Origin of the sequence: Lonepinella sp. MS14435 (assembly GCF_042485795.1) — a bacterium.
Lineage (GTDB): Bacteria > Pseudomonadota > Gammaproteobacteria > Enterobacterales > Pasteurellaceae > Lonepinella.
The window spans coordinates 1,385,142-1,400,325 of record NZ_CP169368.1; the positions used below are offsets into that span (position 1 = coordinate 1,385,142).

At 37.0% G+C, this 15,184-nt stretch carries 23 protein-coding genes and 1 riboswitch; of the genes, 9 read left to right on the plus strand and 14 right to left on the minus strand.

Features of this window, described 5'->3' with window-relative positions; genetic code table 11:
- The first annotated feature begins 103 nt into the window (after nt 1–103).
- A riboswitch (molybdenum cofactor riboswitch) is annotated at nt 104–258 on the plus strand.
- From moaA to moaE, 4 genes are all read left to right on the plus strand, one after another.
- Nucleotides 247–1,257: a GTP 3',8-cyclase MoaA gene (gene moaA / locus O1Q80_RS06565; RefSeq protein WP_386693820.1), complete on the plus strand. Its 1,011-nt coding sequence runs from the start codon at nt 247–249 to the stop codon at nt 1,255–1,257. (Overlaps the previous riboswitch by 12 nt.)
- A 10-nt stretch (nt 1,258–1,267) precedes the next feature.
- Nucleotides 1,268–1,744, plus strand: coding sequence for a cyclic pyranopterin monophosphate synthase MoaC (moaC, locus tag O1Q80_RS06570; protein ID WP_386686035.1), 477 nt, complete (start codon nt 1,268–1,270; stop codon nt 1,742–1,744).
- A gap of 9 nt (nt 1,745–1,753) precedes the next feature.
- Complete coding sequence (moaD, locus tag O1Q80_RS06575) at nt 1,754–1,999, plus strand: molybdopterin synthase sulfur carrier subunit (RefSeq protein ID WP_386686037.1); 246 nt, start codon at nt 1,754–1,756, stop codon at nt 1,997–1,999.
- A complete protein-coding gene (gene moaE, locus O1Q80_RS06580; RefSeq protein WP_386686039.1) occupies nt 2,000–2,452 on the plus strand; it encodes a molybdopterin synthase catalytic subunit MoaE in 453 nt (150 codons plus the stop codon).
- A 52-nt stretch (nt 2,453–2,504) separates the two neighbouring features.
- Here moaE and O1Q80_RS06585 read toward each other — a convergent pair whose 3' ends face one another.
- Nucleotides 2,505–2,891 carry a cupin domain-containing protein gene (locus O1Q80_RS06585; RefSeq protein WP_386686041.1) on the minus strand — a complete coding sequence of 129 codons (387 nt, stop codon included), beginning with the start codon at nt 2,889–2,891 and terminating at the stop codon, nt 2,505–2,507.
- 166 nt (nt 2,892–3,057) lie between these two features.
- On the opposite strand from O1Q80_RS06585, the gene xthA reads away from it, so the two are divergent.
- Both xthA and O1Q80_RS06595 read left to right on the plus strand, forming a co-directional pair.
- The gene (gene xthA / locus O1Q80_RS06590) at nt 3,058–3,861 is read left to right on the plus strand and encodes an exodeoxyribonuclease III (RefSeq protein WP_386693822.1); all 804 of its coding nucleotides are present in this window, start codon (nt 3,058–3,060) and stop codon (nt 3,859–3,861) included.
- The gene (locus O1Q80_RS06595) at nt 3,861–4,652 is read left to right on the plus strand and encodes a TIGR01619 family protein (protein WP_386693824.1); all 792 of its coding nucleotides are present in this window, start codon (nt 3,861–3,863) and stop codon (nt 4,650–4,652) included. The genes xthA and O1Q80_RS06595 overlap by 1 nt, the downstream gene beginning before the upstream one ends.
- A 52-nt stretch (nt 4,653–4,704) precedes the next feature.
- Here O1Q80_RS06595 and sixA read toward each other — a convergent pair whose 3' ends face one another.
- Nucleotides 4,705–5,172, minus strand: a complete 468-nt coding sequence (gene sixA / locus O1Q80_RS06600) for a phosphohistidine phosphatase SixA (protein WP_386686047.1) — start codon at nt 5,170–5,172, stop codon at nt 4,705–4,707.
- Nucleotides 5,173–5,383: 211 nt separating this feature from the next.
- Between sixA and pyk the strand changes: the two genes are divergently transcribed.
- The 3 genes from pyk (at nt 5,384) to O1Q80_RS06615 (ending at nt 8,100) form a co-directional block, all read left to right on the plus strand.
- Nucleotides 5,384–6,823 (plus strand): pyruvate kinase, encoded by a 1,440-nt coding sequence (gene pyk / locus O1Q80_RS06605; protein ID WP_386686049.1) that lies wholly within the window; start codon nt 5,384–5,386, stop codon nt 6,821–6,823.
- A 171-nt stretch (nt 6,824–6,994) separates the two neighbouring features.
- The gene (sspA, locus tag O1Q80_RS06610; protein WP_386686051.1) at nt 6,995–7,633 is read left to right on the plus strand and encodes a stringent starvation protein SspA; all 639 of its coding nucleotides are present in this window, start codon (nt 6,995–6,997) and stop codon (nt 7,631–7,633) included.
- A 5-nt stretch (nt 7,634–7,638) separates the two neighbouring features.
- The gene (locus tag O1Q80_RS06615; RefSeq protein ID WP_386693826.1) at nt 7,639–8,100 is read left to right on the plus strand and encodes a ClpXP protease specificity-enhancing factor; all 462 of its coding nucleotides are present in this window, start codon (nt 7,639–7,641) and stop codon (nt 8,098–8,100) included.
- A gap of 675 nt (nt 8,101–8,775) precedes the next feature.
- Here O1Q80_RS06615 and O1Q80_RS06620 read toward each other — a convergent pair.
- From O1Q80_RS06620 to O1Q80_RS06675, 12 genes are all read right to left on the minus strand, one after another.
- The gene (locus O1Q80_RS06620) at nt 8,776–9,132 is read right to left on the minus strand and encodes a type II toxin-antitoxin system HigA family antitoxin (RefSeq protein ID WP_386686055.1); all 357 of its coding nucleotides are present in this window, start codon (nt 9,130–9,132) and stop codon (nt 8,776–8,778) included.
- A 3-nt stretch (nt 9,133–9,135) separates the two neighbouring features.
- Nucleotides 9,136–9,504: a type II toxin-antitoxin system HigB family toxin gene (locus tag O1Q80_RS06625; protein WP_386686057.1), complete on the minus strand. Its 369-nt coding sequence runs from the start codon at nt 9,502–9,504 to the stop codon at nt 9,136–9,138.
- Between the two features lie 49 nt (nt 9,505–9,553).
- Nucleotides 9,554–9,883, minus strand: a complete 330-nt coding sequence (locus tag O1Q80_RS06630; protein ID WP_386693828.1) for a hypothetical protein — start codon at nt 9,881–9,883, stop codon at nt 9,554–9,556.
- 55 nt (nt 9,884–9,938) lie between these two features.
- On the minus strand, nt 9,939–11,810 hold the full coding sequence (locus O1Q80_RS06635) for a primase-like DNA-binding domain-containing protein (protein ID WP_386693829.1): 1,872 nt from the start codon (nt 11,808–11,810) through the stop codon (nt 9,939–9,941).
- On the minus strand, nt 11,794–12,186 hold the full coding sequence (locus tag O1Q80_RS06640) for a hypothetical protein (RefSeq protein ID WP_386693831.1): 393 nt from the start codon (nt 12,184–12,186) through the stop codon (nt 11,794–11,796). Before O1Q80_RS06640 ends, O1Q80_RS06635 begins: the two co-directional genes overlap by 17 nt.
- An 8-nt stretch (nt 12,187–12,194) precedes the next feature.
- Nucleotides 12,195–12,356 carry a hypothetical protein gene (locus O1Q80_RS06645; protein ID WP_386693833.1) on the minus strand — a complete coding sequence of 54 codons (162 nt, stop codon included), beginning with the start codon at nt 12,354–12,356 and terminating at the stop codon, nt 12,195–12,197.
- Entirely contained in the window at nt 12,356–12,673 is a 318-nt protein-coding gene (locus O1Q80_RS06650; protein ID WP_386693834.1) for a hypothetical protein, read from the minus strand. The genes O1Q80_RS06645 and O1Q80_RS06650 overlap by 1 nt, the downstream gene beginning before the upstream one ends.
- Nucleotides 12,666–12,905 (minus strand): hypothetical protein, encoded by a 240-nt coding sequence (locus tag O1Q80_RS06655; protein ID WP_386693836.1) that lies wholly within the window; start codon nt 12,903–12,905, stop codon nt 12,666–12,668. Before O1Q80_RS06655 ends, O1Q80_RS06650 begins: the two co-directional genes overlap by 8 nt.
- A complete protein-coding gene (locus O1Q80_RS06660; protein WP_386692732.1) occupies nt 12,898–13,110 on the minus strand; it encodes a hypothetical protein in 213 nt (70 codons plus the stop codon). The genes O1Q80_RS06655 and O1Q80_RS06660 overlap by 8 nt, the downstream gene beginning before the upstream one ends.
- Nucleotides 13,103–13,486 (minus strand): hypothetical protein, encoded by a 384-nt coding sequence (locus tag O1Q80_RS06665; protein ID WP_386692731.1) that lies wholly within the window; start codon nt 13,484–13,486, stop codon nt 13,103–13,105. The genes O1Q80_RS06660 and O1Q80_RS06665 overlap by 8 nt, the downstream gene beginning before the upstream one ends.
- Nucleotides 13,479–14,180 carry a hypothetical protein gene (locus tag O1Q80_RS06670; protein ID WP_386693838.1) on the minus strand — a complete coding sequence of 234 codons (702 nt, stop codon included), beginning with the start codon at nt 14,178–14,180 and terminating at the stop codon, nt 13,479–13,481. Before O1Q80_RS06670 ends, O1Q80_RS06665 begins: the two co-directional genes overlap by 8 nt.
- 114 nt (nt 14,181–14,294) lie before the next feature.
- Nucleotides 14,295–15,014, minus strand: coding sequence for an antA/AntB antirepressor family protein (locus tag O1Q80_RS06675; RefSeq protein ID WP_386693840.1), 720 nt, complete (start codon nt 15,012–15,014; stop codon nt 14,295–14,297).
- Between the last annotated feature and the right edge of the window lie 170 nt (nt 15,015–15,184).

The window sequence follows — 15,184 nt, forward strand, 5'->3', positions numbered from 1 at the left end:
ACCTCTCTATAATTGAATAAAATAATGACCTAATATTTCTACCTGAAAGGGCTTAATCATTGGCTTTTTAGTTGTGCTTTTAGCCTATCTCTTTTAAAATAAAAAGAATTTCATATACCGAGCTTGCGTGCCTACGTCAATGTAATAAAGATAGGGTAGCAATGCCAGTGATAGTCATAATGTTATGCTATTACTCGGGGATACGCTGGAAACGGTTTATCCTATTCTTTTTTATAAAGGTATTTCATGCAATTTATTCCTATCCGAAACTTGTCGGAGCGGCTTGTTGATCCGTTCCAACGAGAATACTACTATTTACGAATGTCGATTACTGATGTTTGTAACTTTCGTTGTAACTATTGTTTACCCAATGGTTATCAGCCGAACCCTGAGCGTGATAAATTTCTTAATGTGGATGAAATTCGCCGTGTGGTACGTGCATTTGTTGCAATGGGAACAGAGAAAGTGCGAATTACTGGTGGTGAACCTACATTGCGTAAAGATTTTCTGGAGATTGTGGAAAATATTTCTGCTATTGAAAATATTCACACCCTTGCTTTAACCACTAATGGTTATCGTTTGGTAAAAGATGTGGATTTGTGGCAAAAAGCAGGGATTACCTCAATTAATGTCAGCGTGGATAGCCTTGATCCTCGGCAATTTCATCGTATTACAGGGGAAGATAAATTTGATGATGTAATGCGTGGTATTGATCGTGCTTTTGAAGTGGGGTATCAGAAAATTAAAATTAATTCAGTATTGATGAAAGATTTTAATGATCGGGAGTTTGAGCAGTTTTTGGCTTGGATAAAGCATCGTCCGATTCAAATGCGATTTATTGAATTAATGCAAACGGGGGAAATGGATTATTTTTTCCAAAAACATCATATTTCGGGGCAAATTTTGGTGGATAAATTATTGCGACAAGGTTGGCAATTACAACCGAAAGGACGGACAGATGGACCCGCAAAAGTGTTTTCGCACCCTGATTATCAAGGTGAAATTGGGCTAATTATGCCGTACGAGAAAAATTTTTGTGTCAGTTGTAACCGCTTGCGAGTTTCTGCTAAAGGTAAATTGCATTTATGTTTATTTGGCGAAGAAGGCGTTGATTTGCGAGAATTGTTACAATCAGATAACCAGCAATTACTTTTACAAGCAAGGCTTTTTGGTGCGTTACAGGGTAAACGAGAACATCATTTCTTGCATCAAGGTAATAGTGGTGTAAGAGCTAATTTAGCTAGTATTGGTGGATAAAGAGGGAAAAATGACAGAATTTAGCCATATTAATCAAAATGGTGAAGCCAATATGGTGGATGTGTCCGCTAAACAAGATACGGTGCGAGAAGCTCGTGCGGAAGTATTTGTGACAATGTCACCAGAAACCTTAGCAATGATTGTCAGAGGAAATCATCATAAAGGAGATGTATTTGCCACCGCCAGAATTGCAGGGATTCAAGCGGCGAAACGGACGTGGGAACTGATTCCGTTATGCCATCCGTTGTTATTATCTAAAGTAGAAGTGAATTTAACCGCACTTTCAGACAGTAACCAAGTTCGCATTGAAAGCCTGTGTAAATTAACTGGCAAAACGGGAGTCGAAATGGAAGCCTTAACGGCAGCAAGCGTGGCAGCATTGACTATTTATGATATGTGTAAGGCGGTACAAAAAGATATGGTGATTTCAGGCTTGCGTTTGTTAGAAAAGTGCGGTGGAAAATCAGGACATTTTAAAGTGGAATAATGGATAAATATGTTAAAAGTGTTATTTTTTGCTCAAACCCGAGAATTAATTGGTATTGAGCAATTAGAATTGAAAGCAGAATTTGATACAGCAGAAAGCCTGCGTCAGCATTTGGCTAAACAGGGTGACAAATGGGCGTTAGCGTTGCAAAAAGGTAGGTTATTGGTGGCGATCAATCAGACCTTGTTGCCATTAGAAAGTACAATAAAATCAGGTGATGAAATTGCTTTTTTTCCGCCAGTAACAGGGGGGTAAATGTCAGATATTTTAATTGCGGTGCAGACACAATCCTTTGATCAAAATGCAGTTTATCGTTGGTTATCGGAGCAAAATTCTGTGGGAGCAACCACCATTTTTGTGGGGAAAGTGCGAGAAATGAATTTAGGCGACAAAGTATCTAGCCTATATTTAGAGCATTATCCAGCCATGACTGAAAAAGCCTTGCAAGAAATTGTGGCAGAAGCTAAACAGCGTTGGGATTTACAAAGAGTGGCAATAATTCACCGAGTTGGGTTGTTGCATACTGGTGATGAAATTGTCTTAGTTGGGGTGAGTACCGCTCATCGAGGTGATGCGTATTCAGCTAATGAATTTATTATGGATTATTTAAAAACCAAAGCACCGTTTTGGAAAAAAGAACAAACCGAGCAAGGTGAGCGTTGGATTGAAGAACGAAATAGCGATCATATTGCTGCAGAAAAATGGTAAATAAAAAATCTGTACTTTTTTAAGTAAAGTACAGATTTTTTAATAAATTCAATTATTCTTTGATTAAGCTAATTAATACTTCGGTTTCTTCAGGGAAATCAGCATTGATAAAATGTTTACCGTTGAAATAAAGGATTTCACCTGCATTAATTGGGTGATTTTCTTTATCATCTAACACAATATTAGCTTTGCCTTTTAACACAGTAAAGAAAAGTTCATAGCCGTCGTGGTTATGTCTTTTCATTTTATCGCCAGCTTTGAAAAAGCCATGCACGACAGTGCCAGATTGATTTACAAATACTCTGCCTTTTTCGGTTAACACTTTACCAGCTTGTGTACCCGTTTCTATTTTAATTGTTGCTGGGTTAGATTCTTGTGCTATTGCTTGATGAGCAAGAGCAAAGGTTGTTAGTGCAAGAAGTGATAATACTTTTTTCATCATTAAGCTCCGTATAATATAAAAATAACCACTGGAATCATATCAAATAATAATGATTATCAAAAGAAAAATTATTAGTAAAATAGAGCGTTTATTTTATTTATCCAGTTCCCCCTACTTTATAAAGGCTGTATAATAAACCATTCATTTTTATTTAGAGAGTTTTATGAAAATTATATCCTTTAATATCAACGGATTACGGGCTAGACCCCATCAGTTAAATGCAATTATTGAGAAACATCAGCCTGATATTTTGGGATTGCAAGAAATTAAAGTGGCAGATGAACAATTTCCCTACGAATTAGTAGAACATTTGGGTTATCAGGTTTTTCATCATGGACAAAAAGGGCATTATGGTGTGGCGTTATTGTGTAAACAGCAACCCGTTGCAGTACGTAAAGGCTTTCCAACCGATAATGAAGATGCACAAAAAAGGATTATTATGGCGGATTTTGATACGCCATTTGGGCTATTGACGGTGATTAATGGTTATTTTCCACAAGGGGAATCTCGAGATCATGAAACTAAATTCCCAGCTAAACAGAAATTCTATGCAGATTTACAACATTATGTGGAAAACCAACATAATAAGTTGAATCCTATTGTAATTATGGGCGATATGAATATCAGCCCAACGGATTTGGATATTGGTATTGGGGAAGAAAATCGTAAACGTTGGTTACGAACAGGTAAATGTTCTTTTTTACCTGAAGAAAGAGAATGGTATCAACGCCTATATAATTATGGGTTAGAAGATACTTTCCGTAAATTAAATCCAACAGTCAATGATCAATTCTCGTGGTTTGATTATCGTTCCAAGGGTTTTGATGATAATCGAGGCTTGCGTATTGACCATATTCTGGCAAATCAGGCATTGGCAGAAAAATGTATAGATGTGGGGATTGATGGGGATATTCGAGCAATGGAAAAGCCCTCTGATCATGCACCAATTTGGGCGGAATTTAAATAATGTCAGACATTGATTTTCAGCAAGAAATAGAACAACAAAATTGGCAAAATTATCGCACTTGGTTTAATGATCAGGTGGCAGTTGTTACTGTTAATGTTTCCTTGATGGAAATGTCAGAATTTCGTCAAATGAATATTGCTCAAATTATTCGATATTACCAAGGTGATAAAAATGGATTGCCTACAGAAGTATCTCATCATGAGATATTTCGGCAAATATTACACACAATTACGCAACTTTGTGCCTTACCTGATGTAGTTTATGCTGGGCATATTTTGTCTAATGGTAAATCACAACAATTTTTCTATTTTAATGATGAAATCAGTTTGTTAGAAACCTTAGGACAATTATCTTATGATGAGTTAGTTATTCAACAGGATCTGAATTGGGATACCTATTTTGAATTTTTATTGCCATCACCATTAGAACATAAAATGACCTTGACGGAAGAAATTTTAGATACGTTAAGTGAAAATGGTGTGAATTTATCTGAACCGCAGTTAGTAGAACATAATTTCCATTTTGATGAAAAAGAGGATATTGAGCGTTTTATTGAGAAATGCAATCTATCAAAGATCCATTTTGATCGGATTAAATATACTGAAAATAGAGTGAAAGTAGATAAGGACAATCGGGCATATTTAGTCAAAGTTGAGCAAGAATTAGCCTTAGATACACAGGAGATTTTTACTCAAGTTGAACAATTTGAATCTCTTGCTGATGCCGTTTCTGCTCGTTATTTAGGTTGGGAATATGGAAATTTTGGTCAGCAAGGATCGTATTTAAATTAATATAATGCTGTAGCTGGATTGGGCTAAAATTCAGTTAAAAAAGACCGCACTTTTATCCACTTTGGGGATTTTTTGTTTGAATTAATTTACCGATTTCACCATCCCAATCAATTTCTGCGATGGTTGCTGGTAAAAAAGACACGTTATTTTTACCACATAGTTCAGCCACAATTTCTCCTACTAATGGCAAATGTGAAACAATAAGAATTTGTTGTATATCTTCATCAAACAAAACAGAAAGGTAATCTACAATGACTTCCGCTTTACCATAAGGGGTAATGGCATCCCAGATTTCGGTTCGTTCTGTGAGTTTGTCATCAAAAATATTATTAATATATTCAAAGGTTTGTTTTGTTCTAATATAGGGACTGACGAGTACTTTATCAAACTGTGCAGCGGTTTCTTTTAGCCAAGCCCCTTGATTTGATGAGCTTTGTTCACCAAATTCGGTAAGGGGACGATCTTTATCGGATTTCGCAAACATTTCAGCTTCGCCGTGACGCATAATAAAAATTTTCATCTGATTTTCCTTATACAATAAATTAACAAAAATATAATCGTAAACCCATATAAAAGTCAAAAGGAAATTTTTATTTAAGGCATCTCGCTTTCAGTGCATTTTCAGCGTATAATGCCTACCAGTTTTTTTCGTTATAACGGGGTAGCGGTCAATGTTATGACGATATGAGTAATATTCATTTTAAATAGCAATATTAGCAACGGAGAAAGTAATGTCTAGAAAATTAAGAAGAACCAAAATTGTATGTACAATGGGACCATCTACAGATCAAGGTGATAATTTAGAGAAAATTATTGAAGCAGGGGCAAATGTTGTTCGTATGAATTTTTCTCACGGCACACCTGATGATCATATAGGACGTGCTAATAAAGTACGTGAAATAGCCAAAAGATTAGGCAAAAATGTAGCAATCTTAGGTGACTTACAAGGTCCTAAAATTCGGGTTTCTACTTTCAAAGACGGTAAAATTTTCTTAAATGTGGGTGATAAATTTGTTTTAGACGCTGAATTACCAAAAGGTGAAGGTAATCAAGAGGCGGTTGGTTTAGATTATAAAATGTTACCACGCGATGTTGTTTCTGGTGATATTTTATTATTAGATGATGGTCGTGTTCAATTAAAAGTATTGACTACTGAAGGGGCTAAAGTATTTACAGAAGTAACTGTCGGCGGTCCATTATCAAACAATAAGGGAATTAATAAGTTAGGTGGTGGCTTGTCCGCAGACGCATTAACAGAAAAAGACAAAGCGGATATTATTACGGCTGCTCGTATTGGCGTAGATTATTTAGCGGTTTCTTTCCCTCGTTCAAGTGCAGATTTAAATTATGCTCGTAGATTAGCAAGAGAAGCAGGTTTAAACGCAAAAATTGTGGCAAAAGTAGAACGTGCTGAAACCGTGGTTGATGATGCTGCAATGAATGACATTATTTTAGCTTCTGACGTGATCATGGTAGCACGAGGTGATTTAGGTGTGGAAATAGGTGATCCTGAGTTAGTTGGGGTGCAGAAAAAATTAATTCGTCGTTCACGCCGTTTAAATCGTGTAGTAATTACGGCAACCCAAATGATGGAATCTATGATCAGCAATCCAATGCCAACTCGTGCGGAAGTTATGGACGTGGCTAATGCTGTATTAGATGGTACAGATGCAGTAATGCTTTCAGCAGAAACTGCGGCAGGTCAATATCCAGCAGAAACTGTTGCGGCAATGGCGAAAGTTTGTTTGGGTGCTGAAAAAATGCCAAGCATTAACGTTTCTCGTCACCGTATGGATGTTCAATTTGACACCATTGGTGAGTCAGTGGCATTTTCTGCCATGTATGCTGCCAACCATATGAAAGGTGTAGCCGCTATTATTGCTATGACTAGCTCAGGATATACGGCACAATTAATGTCACGTATTAGTTCAGGCTTACCTATTTTTGCATTATCTCGTCATCAATCTACGTTGAATCTTTGTGCATTATATCGTGGCGTAACACCTATTTATTGTGAAGAAGAATCCCGTACAGCGGAAGGTGCAAAACAAGCAGTACAATTACTAAAAAGTAAAGGTTTCTTAGTTTCAGGTGATCTTGTGTTATTAACTCATGGAGATCCATTAGGTAATGGCGATACAAATACTTGTCGCACATTAATTGTTGACTAAGAGAGAATTCTTCATTTTATTAAACGGTGGCATGGTTCCGCCGTTTTTTATTTGGATATTTAGGCTGTCTTTATGGTATAATGCCAAGATATTTTATAAGGTTATATTCTATTCAAGAATTAATCTCACTTTAAACATTTCAACATCCTGTTTTAGTCGCTGGAGGACTAAATGACAAGTGCAGTAAATAAACGGTCAATAATGACTCTTTTCTATGATAAATATGATATTTATTGTCATCAAGTACGTATTGTATTAGCAGAGAAAGGTGTCGCTTATGAGGCAGAAATTGTAGATGCTCAAAGTCTATCAGAAGATTTAATGGAGTTAAATCCTTATGGTACGTTACCAACATTGGTTGATCGTGATCTGGTTTTGTTTAATTCCCGTATTATTATGGAATATTTAGATGAACGTTTTCCTCATCCACCGTTAATGCCTGTTTATCCAGTAGCTAGAGGTAAAACACGTTTATTAATGCAACGTATTGAACAAGATTGGTATCCAACTTTAGCTAAAGCAGAAAATGGAACTGACGAAGAACGAGAAAATTCATTAGCTCAATTAAAAGAAGAATTATTGGCAATTTCCCCAGTTTTCGATCAAACACCATTTTTTATGAGCGAAGAATTTAGCTTAGTAGATTGCTATATTGCTCCGTTATTATGGAGAATGCAGGATTTAGGCGTAGAATTTACAGGTATAGGAAGTAAAGCACTTAAAGCCTATATGAATAGAGTATTTGAACGTGATTCTTTCCAACAATCGGTTGGTAATGCTACACCTAGAAATTTAATGGATGATAAGTAATGGTAATGGAATATAAATCAACACCTAAACGCCCTTATTTATTAAGAGCTTATTACGACTGGTTGATTGATAATAGTTTTACACCTTATTTAGTAGTTGATGCAACCTATAATGGGGTTGTGGTGCCACAAGAATATGTGAAAGATGGTCAGATCGTGTTAAATATTTCATCTGGGGCAGTTGGAGCTTTATCTTTAGGTAATACCGCGATTGAATTTAATGCTCGTTTCCAAGGTGTGCCAAGAGATGTGTATATCCCAATGGGAGCCGCATTAGCTATTTATGCACGTGAGAATGGTGATGGTGTAATGTTTGAACCTGAAAAGATTTATGATGAACTAGATCAGGCTTCACAAGTTGAACAACCAACTAATTTCCAAGATATTGTGGATAAGCCAAAAACTAATGTAAATAAAGTAAAGAAAACAGATAATAAATCGGCATCACATTTGAAAATTATTAAATAATATGAGAAAGCGTAGAATATTCTACGCTTTTTTGTTGTTGATTTTATCTACTATGCTCAAGAATATACTAGACGAAAAAAAACCACGTAACAACGTGGTTTCTTGTAATTTGGTGAGTGGTCGGACTCGAACCAAAAATATATATCATTGAATTTCAAGTTATTTTATTGGTAATGCTTGGCTGAATTTCATTTTGTACCCTTATTTGTACCCTTATTCTTGAAAGTCACCCCATAAATGAGTAAAAAATAACCTATGATGATGACGGTTAGAAATTCAAAAAATAGCCGTTCTCCACGCCGCACTAACCCCGTGGAAAGGCGTACCCCGTCGGAAGTACCTTTTAAAATCTGTGTTGTTTCTTAATGTACTGTATAAAATAGCCTTTTTTCGTTTTTATAAAAATATTTTTCTTTTTTTGAAAATTTATCCCCTTATCCCCGTTTTAGCCCCGCTTTTTATTCTTTCTTGTTTAAAATCAAATATATAAAAGACGGGGATAAGACGGGGTTCGGACGGGGATAAACGGGGATTTCAGGGGATAAAAGCCCCTTATTTTCCAGTTTTAGCCATTTTTAACCGTTTTTTATGCCAAAACATGTACTGTATAAAACCTATGAATAATAAAACAGCCTATTAGTTTAAAATAGGCTGTTATTATTAAAGAGTTAAATACTAGGCTTGTAACAAAATATCCGCTCTTATGCCTAGCTTTGAGTGTAGTTTTTTCATCATGTTTAAACTTAATGGACGGGTTTTATTAAAGACTTCGTAAACTCGGTTAGGTTTGCCAATGATATTATCAAGATCTTTTATTTCTAGCCCTTGTTGCTCCATTCTGAATTTAATTGCTTCTATTGGGTCGGGTAGGTCAATAGGGTAGTGCTTTGCTTCATAGTTTTCTATTAGCGTAGTGGTTACGTCTAAAAAATCTAACTCATTAGCGGTTAGGGTTTCTTTATTAAATAACGGCTCTACAGCTTTTAAGGCTTGGTTGTAGTCTTGTTCTGTTCTAATTGGTTTAATGTTCATTGCTTAAATCTCCACGTTATCAGCGTTTATTTTGTCGTATTCTGCGTGCGTGCCTATGAATTTGATATAAACAATACCTAACTGAAAGGCTATGGCTACAATTAATCTATGATGATTACCTTTAATATTAAATACCGCTCTACGGTTTTTTAGTATGCTTGCTGTTCGATATTGTGCTTTTATATCGTGTAAATCTTGCCAGTTGGCTTTTTTAACTTCGGCTATCCATGCTTTTAATGGTTGTTCTGTTTCAGGGTGCTTTTGCCAATAGTTAACAAGTGTTGATATTGAAATTATTCTCATAGGTCTATATAGTCCTGTTTTGGGATTAATTAAATTATAGTCCTGTTTTGGGATAGTTTCAATAAACAAAATAAAAACCTAGAACAGTCTAGGTTAATATGTCGCTTTGGTGGTGGAATTATTGGGCGTTATTATTTGCCTGTATCTGTTCTAATTCAGTTTTGTATTCAGTGTTTCCGCTCATTAATTGCTTTTCTCTGTGTTCAATACGTTTTAATAAGCGTTCCGCCTGTTTTAATTGCTGCTCTAAAAACTCACTAGCACATAGTTTATAATCAGCCATGATTTCGCCTATCACTTGCTTTTGAATTTCCACCAGCTCATTAATCGGGTAGGGTTCATTGTCGCTGTATAGGCTCATGAAGTGATAAATTGAGCCGTTATTTTCTGTAATATAGTGTTTAATTGCCTGCGGTCTTAAAAATCTTTTAGCGGTGTTACATTTCATAATTTCTATATTCTCCACTTCTTTTTTATATGGTGCAATTTGTGCGTTTTCTAGCTTACCCTTGCCACTTTGCCAGCGTTAACATTTTGTCCTTGTAGTAGATATTAGTAACTAGCGTATTGTCTTTCAGCCGTTCTACTACTTCGCCTTTTTGCCCTGCTTCTTTTAGTGCGTCTGGTAGTCTTTGCTTAAAAATGCTTAAGCTCATTACTTTTCTTTGGTTCGTACACTCACAAAAATGTATGTAGGCTCGATAAAGTGCGGTGTGAAAATCTTTAATACCCTTGTTACTTCCCCAGTATAAACCGTTTATCTTGTCGTTTCGCTCGTTTGGTGGGTCGGTTGGCTCCACTGGTTTAATATAAAATTCCTGTGCGAAGTCTATTAAATGGTCGGCTTGAATTTTAGTCGCTAGCCCTTTGTGGTTCTCCCTGTACGTTTCTAATATTACTCTAGCGGTTTCTGGCTCAGGGAATGCTTTAAGCAATAATTTAATAATCCCGTACACTTCTAACTTTACTTTGTCTAAAAAATTAACATCTTTCTTGTCTTCGGGAACTTTATGATCGAAGTGAATTATCACCCTGCGTCTAGCAATACCCCCGTTTAAATCAGGGAAGTAAAGGGGCGTGTTAGTGATTAGCACTACAACTAATTGCAATACTATATCAATAGGCATTTGATAATGAATTTTTGCCCGTGTTAAATCTCCGCCTGTAATGCGTTTAAGGTCTTCCGCCCCCTTGCTGTATTCCCCTTGTTCGGGACTTAATAATAACGACTTATCGATCAGGGTTGCTATATTTATCGGGTCTATTAGCTGTTCGATCTTCATGCTTGCCGTATTGCCTTTGCCGTTCACAGTTTCCGCAATACCGCTTAAAATACTTTTACCCGCTCCAGCCGTTCCGACCAGTTCAAGAAATAACTGCCATTTGTGCCTGTTGGTGAGTATCATATAAAGCCCCGCCATGATTGCCTGTTCTTTTTCTTCATCGCCATTGGCTACGAATTTCAGCCAGCTGTCAAAATGTGGCGTATCTTCGCTTAAGGTAACGCTATATGGCTCTAAACCCCTTACCCCTTGCTGTTGGTTATGTTCCAGAAAGTCGCCTGTAAACTTGTCTATTACACCATTTTCAAAAGCAATAAAACGCCCGTTAGCTTGTGGCACGGTCGCCATGTTCAGAATGATAATCTCTGCTAGATTGTTTATCGTGCTATTTCGATAGCTTGCGTTATGCTCATTGTAGAATTTCACAATATCACGCTTTAATTCTTCATCAGAATAATCTAGCCACGCTTTGCCGTTATAAATAAAACTCTTACTTAAAGTTAAATCACGCCCTAGCGGTTGGTTTCGCCATTTAAAAAAAGCGTCTGTTTTTTGTTTTTCGGTGGTGGAATTGCTGTCTAAATTAATTTCGTCATTACTTCCACCAGCGACGGAAATTGCTATCATTTTTGCTAAATCTTGCTCGCTTTCTTGGGTGCGTAGGCGTTCGATATATCCGCTTAGGTTTTCTTCTTTCTCCATTGTCACCCCGTTATACAAGCCAACGGCTAAACCGTTCACTTTGTTGTTGGTGGCAAGGTTTAAACAAATAGCGGTTTTCTGCTCCTGTGTGAGTTCGCCACATTGGAAGATTTTTATAGCTCTCTGATCAGGGTTACAAATCCTTGTGCGGTCTAGGTTCACAAGCTGTTTTACATCTAAAATAACTGGGTTCTGATCATAGGGGTGAACTTTCTCATTTTTCGAATGGAAATAATCCATTTTCAAGCCGTCCACTAGAATACGCCACATAGTACCTTTACCTTTGCCCCATGTTCCCCATGCGTCACTACCTGCTAAAATGATTAAATCACTGAATAGCTGGTTGTTCCACGTCTCTTTTAAATGCGGTGCGTTAGTGAATTTTGTCATTGCTTGCCCCCTGTGCTTGCTTGATTTCGGCTACTCGCTTGTCTATTGTTTTTTGAAAGCAGATAATTTCAAATACTAGATTTTTTAATGTGAAATTGCGGTGAAATTTTTCCTTGTCTGCTTTGGTAAAAGATGGCGTTTTCGTTAATTCTGAATCAGTAGAATCAATTAAACATTTCGCAATGATTGCCAGCTCGTGCCACAACTCCGTTAAAACGTTTTCATCTTCTAAATTTCTAATAGCAAAGTGAAATACATTTGTTAAATCTGAAAATGTAGGATATAGCACTTCATTTTTACCTGTTTTATCGTTTTTTAATCCTTGCTCTAAACTAAGATCAGCAATTCTTCTTATTTTATCTTGGTTAATTTCCATAATTCCCCCTAGGCTTTCTCTTTAATAACTTTCGCAATGTGGACTGCTTTATAAATACGGTCTGCCAGTGCATTAATTTGTCGTTTAATTGCATTATCTAGGTTGTCGAACGTGCCTAGATTGTAGGTTTTGCCGTTGTTGTCGTAACCTGTGACGCTGTAATAAATCATTATTGTTCTCCCTGTAGTCGTTTGCTTGGTCCTGCGTGCGGTTGTTTTACTGTTTTGTCTGTTGGTGGTGGATTATTCGCAATTTCCGCCACGCTAACCGATTTTCGTAATAAATCTACATAATTGTTAAGGTCATTAATAGAACGCTGTATTAAGTCGCCTACGCCAGTTAAACTATCAGCTAATTCACTCGGATCTATCGAACAGCTATAATCTATTTTCGTGAGCAGATGAATCAGCGATAACGGTTGAAAAAGCGTGTTGATTCGGTTCTCTAGTGTGTCAATTTGTCCGCTTATAACGTTTACATTATTCATCTTTGCCCCCTTGTTTTTCGGTATTCATTAATAATTCGCCTAGTTCGTTGCCGTCTTGTTTGGCATTTAAAATCAGGCTTTGAATGTTGGTGATTGCATTTTCAATAATGTGCGGATTTAAACTAAAATCGCCGTCATTCTCTGAAAAATTAACAAAAAGCAGCATTAAAACACTTTCGGCTTGTGCTAGGTTGGTGTTAAAGCTGTTGATTAGGTCGAATGAATTACGCATTTTTGCCCCCTTGTTGTGGTTTTAGTCCTTTGGTAAGTTCGTTTTTAATTGCTTTGAGTGCGTCTGCTGTTCCTGTTAAGTGTCCGCTGTGAATGTAATCTTTAGCAAAATTTAAATAAAATTCTGCTCTCGCTACCGCTTTTGCTAACTGCTCAAAAGTCGGCTGATATTCAGGTTTGAATGTTTTGATTTTGGCTTTACGCATAGCTCACCCCCATTAATGAAAACGGTTGAGAATAGCGAATAGGATTTAACGCACTGGTTAAAGTGTTGGATTGTTTCATTTGATTGTTCTCTTTGGTGTTAGTTAGTAATGTACCGCCTTGAGTTAGGTGCGGTAAGGGTTCAACTACTGCCAAAGAACAGCCCCCCTTATTCGTGCGAATAATCGCCTTATTTCGGGGTGTAATCCTTACCGCAAATACGATACATTCGGGGCGGTGTTCGCCTGTTGAATGGTGAATTTGAGATAAAAAAATAGCACTTAAATAACGGTCGTGCTTTCCGTCTTTGGTTGTAGTGATTCCAATACTACCCCCATTTTCACGACTACGCAATAGCTCTACGAAAATTTTACGCATAAATCACCCCCTTAATGTTGGATAAAGTGCGGTGTAAATGGTGTGAGTTTTTGACGTTCCAGCATTGCAACAAGCAATAATCTTTAGCGATTTTTGCCCGTGCCGTGCTTTCGCTGTCGGCTTGAATAACGATTCTTGCTTTTGGCAAGCGTTGAACAGTTAGGCTTGTGTTGCCTAAGTTTTGGCGGTGTATGCCTAGGAATAAATAGATCATGACTGATAACTCCACTTGTTGATATTGAGAGTTATCGCTTTGCTTTCCACGGCTTGGCGATAACGTGCTACGGGGTGGAAAAACGGTTACAAGTGGTAAACCGCCAACGCCTAAGCGTTTCCCATAGCACGCTATCATTGAAAGAAAATTGCTAGGCTCAAATTTGAGCTTTGCAACTTCATTTGATAAAGTGCTAACCAGCTCAAAATTGAGCTTGTTATTTTCTTTAGGTGTGCGAATTTCACGAACAAAAAAAGCACGGTTTAAAATTGGCGTGCTATCGTTCGCCACTTGTTTTTTTATAGGGTTTCCACGCCCGTTGCGAAAATAATAGGGAATTTCACCGCGGTTTGTCAATGATTGGGCTTGTAATTTGTTTTTATTAAAACCCGATTTAATATAACAAATCAGAATAATGTGATTGATTTTGCCAGAAATAATGCTAATATTATTTCGGTTGTTACTTGATATATTTTTCATGTGTAACCTGACGCAATAGTAAAATAATGTAGTGAAAAATCTCCGCCCTAACTGTGTATGGTTAGGGCTTTTTTTTGGTTAAATTTCCCGCACCGTTTCCTAAATTTAGGAAGTCTATTCAGTAAAATGTGTCGCCAACATTTCCGCCAACTTCTCTTTGCGGTGGTGGAAGTTGCTGATATTCATATCCAACAAAACTAAATCCGCTTGCTCTAAATATTCCAATTTAGCCAACTGCTCAGCGGTTAATGTATCTCTAATATCACCGCTAATACTGTGAGCCTGTTTCCAGTGCTGAACACTCATACCTAGCACAATGCTTACTATCATGTTGCTTTCGTTGGTGTAGTGGTGTTTCTCTGTGGTTTTACCTAAACGCTCTCTATTTCGCTCTAGGGCGTTACATAACCGCTTGAATGGGGTTTTCACTGCATTGCGGTCTATTTGCCATTGTGAGCGGTATTCCTTAATGATTTCGGGTGCAATCTCTGCCAGTCTTTCTTCGCATTGGATAAAATAACGCCGTGCCAGTTTTCCTTGTCGATTGCTTGCCGTCATCGTTAATTCTTTAGCGGTGGATATGGTGAGCAAGTAGTTTTTTTGTTTTCGTCCACGTGTTTCTTGATTTTGGGCTAAATCTTTTTTACTCAAATTTGAGTAAAATAAATCTTTGCCTTGTTTAAATCCGTATTCTTTAATATTTCGGGTTATCCAGTCATTAAAGCGTGTTTTAATCTCTAAGAATAGCCATAAGTCATGAGCATTAATAAGTTGTTGTTTAATGCCTTGATTAAAATTAGTGTGTAGTGGTAATAGTGTTGTTAAATCGTTCATGTGTCGTTACCTTGTTTAATTTTTCCGCACCGCTTGGCAGTTTTGCCATGTGGTCTGTATGTAATATTTTGTAGTAGTTTAGTAGCTCAATTTGAGCCGCTAAAATCCTTGTTAATCATTTCCACCAGTTTTTGATTGACTATCTAACTGTAGTTTTCTGTAGTCGTTTT

Coding starts and splice junctions, on each gene's coding strand:
- moaA (WP_386693820.1), top strand. CDS start 247: ATGCAATTTATTCCTATCCGAAACTTGTCGGAGCGGCTTGTTGATCCG.
- moaC (WP_386686035.1), top strand. CDS start 1,268: ATGACAGAATTTAGCCATATTAATCAAAATGGTGAAGCCAATATGGTG.
- moaD (WP_386686037.1), top strand. CDS start 1,754: ATGTTAAAAGTGTTATTTTTTGCTCAAACCCGAGAATTAATTGGTATT.
- moaE (WP_386686039.1), top strand. CDS start 2,000: ATGTCAGATATTTTAATTGCGGTGCAGACACAATCCTTTGATCAAAAT.
- O1Q80_RS06585 (WP_386686041.1), bottom strand. CDS start 2,891: ATGAAAAAAGTATTATCACTTCTTGCACTAACAACCTTTGCTCTTGCT.
- xthA (WP_386693822.1), top strand. CDS start 3,058: ATGAAAATTATATCCTTTAATATCAACGGATTACGGGCTAGACCCCAT.
- O1Q80_RS06595 (WP_386693824.1), top strand. CDS start 3,861: ATGTCAGACATTGATTTTCAGCAAGAAATAGAACAACAAAATTGGCAA.
- sixA (WP_386686047.1), bottom strand. CDS start 5,172: ATGAAAATTTTTATTATGCGTCACGGCGAAGCTGAAATGTTTGCGAAA.
- pyk (WP_386686049.1), top strand. CDS start 5,384: ATGTCTAGAAAATTAAGAAGAACCAAAATTGTATGTACAATGGGACCA.
- sspA (WP_386686051.1), top strand. CDS start 6,995: ATGACAAGTGCAGTAAATAAACGGTCAATAATGACTCTTTTCTATGAT.
- O1Q80_RS06615 (WP_386693826.1), top strand. CDS start 7,639: ATGGAATATAAATCAACACCTAAACGCCCTTATTTATTAAGAGCTTAT.
- O1Q80_RS06620 (WP_386686055.1), bottom strand. CDS start 9,132: ATGAACATTAAACCAATTAGAACAGAACAAGACTACAACCAAGCCTTA.
- O1Q80_RS06630 (WP_386693828.1), bottom strand. CDS start 9,883: ATGAAATGTAACACCGCTAAAAGATTTTTAAGACCGCAGGCAATTAAA.
- O1Q80_RS06635 (WP_386693829.1), bottom strand. CDS start 11,810: ATGACAAAATTCACTAACGCACCGCATTTAAAAGAGACGTGGAACAAC.
- O1Q80_RS06640 (WP_386693831.1), bottom strand. CDS start 12,186: ATGGAAATTAACCAAGATAAAATAAGAAGAATTGCTGATCTTAGTTTA.
- O1Q80_RS06645 (WP_386693833.1), bottom strand. CDS start 12,356: ATGATTTATTACAGCGTCACAGGTTACGACAACAACGGCAAAACCTAC.
- O1Q80_RS06650 (WP_386693834.1), bottom strand. CDS start 12,673: ATGAATAATGTAAACGTTATAAGCGGACAAATTGACACACTAGAGAAC.
- O1Q80_RS06655 (WP_386693836.1), bottom strand. CDS start 12,905: ATGCGTAATTCATTCGACCTAATCAACAGCTTTAACACCAACCTAGCA.
- O1Q80_RS06660 (WP_386692732.1), bottom strand. CDS start 13,110: ATGCGTAAAGCCAAAATCAAAACATTCAAACCTGAATATCAGCCGACT.
- O1Q80_RS06665 (WP_386692731.1), bottom strand. CDS start 13,486: ATGCGTAAAATTTTCGTAGAGCTATTGCGTAGTCGTGAAAATGGGGGT.
- O1Q80_RS06670 (WP_386693838.1), bottom strand. CDS start 14,180: ATGAAAAATATATCAAGTAACAACCGAAATAATATTAGCATTATTTCT.
- O1Q80_RS06675 (WP_386693840.1), bottom strand. CDS start 15,014: ATGAACGATTTAACAACACTATTACCACTACACACTAATTTTAATCAA.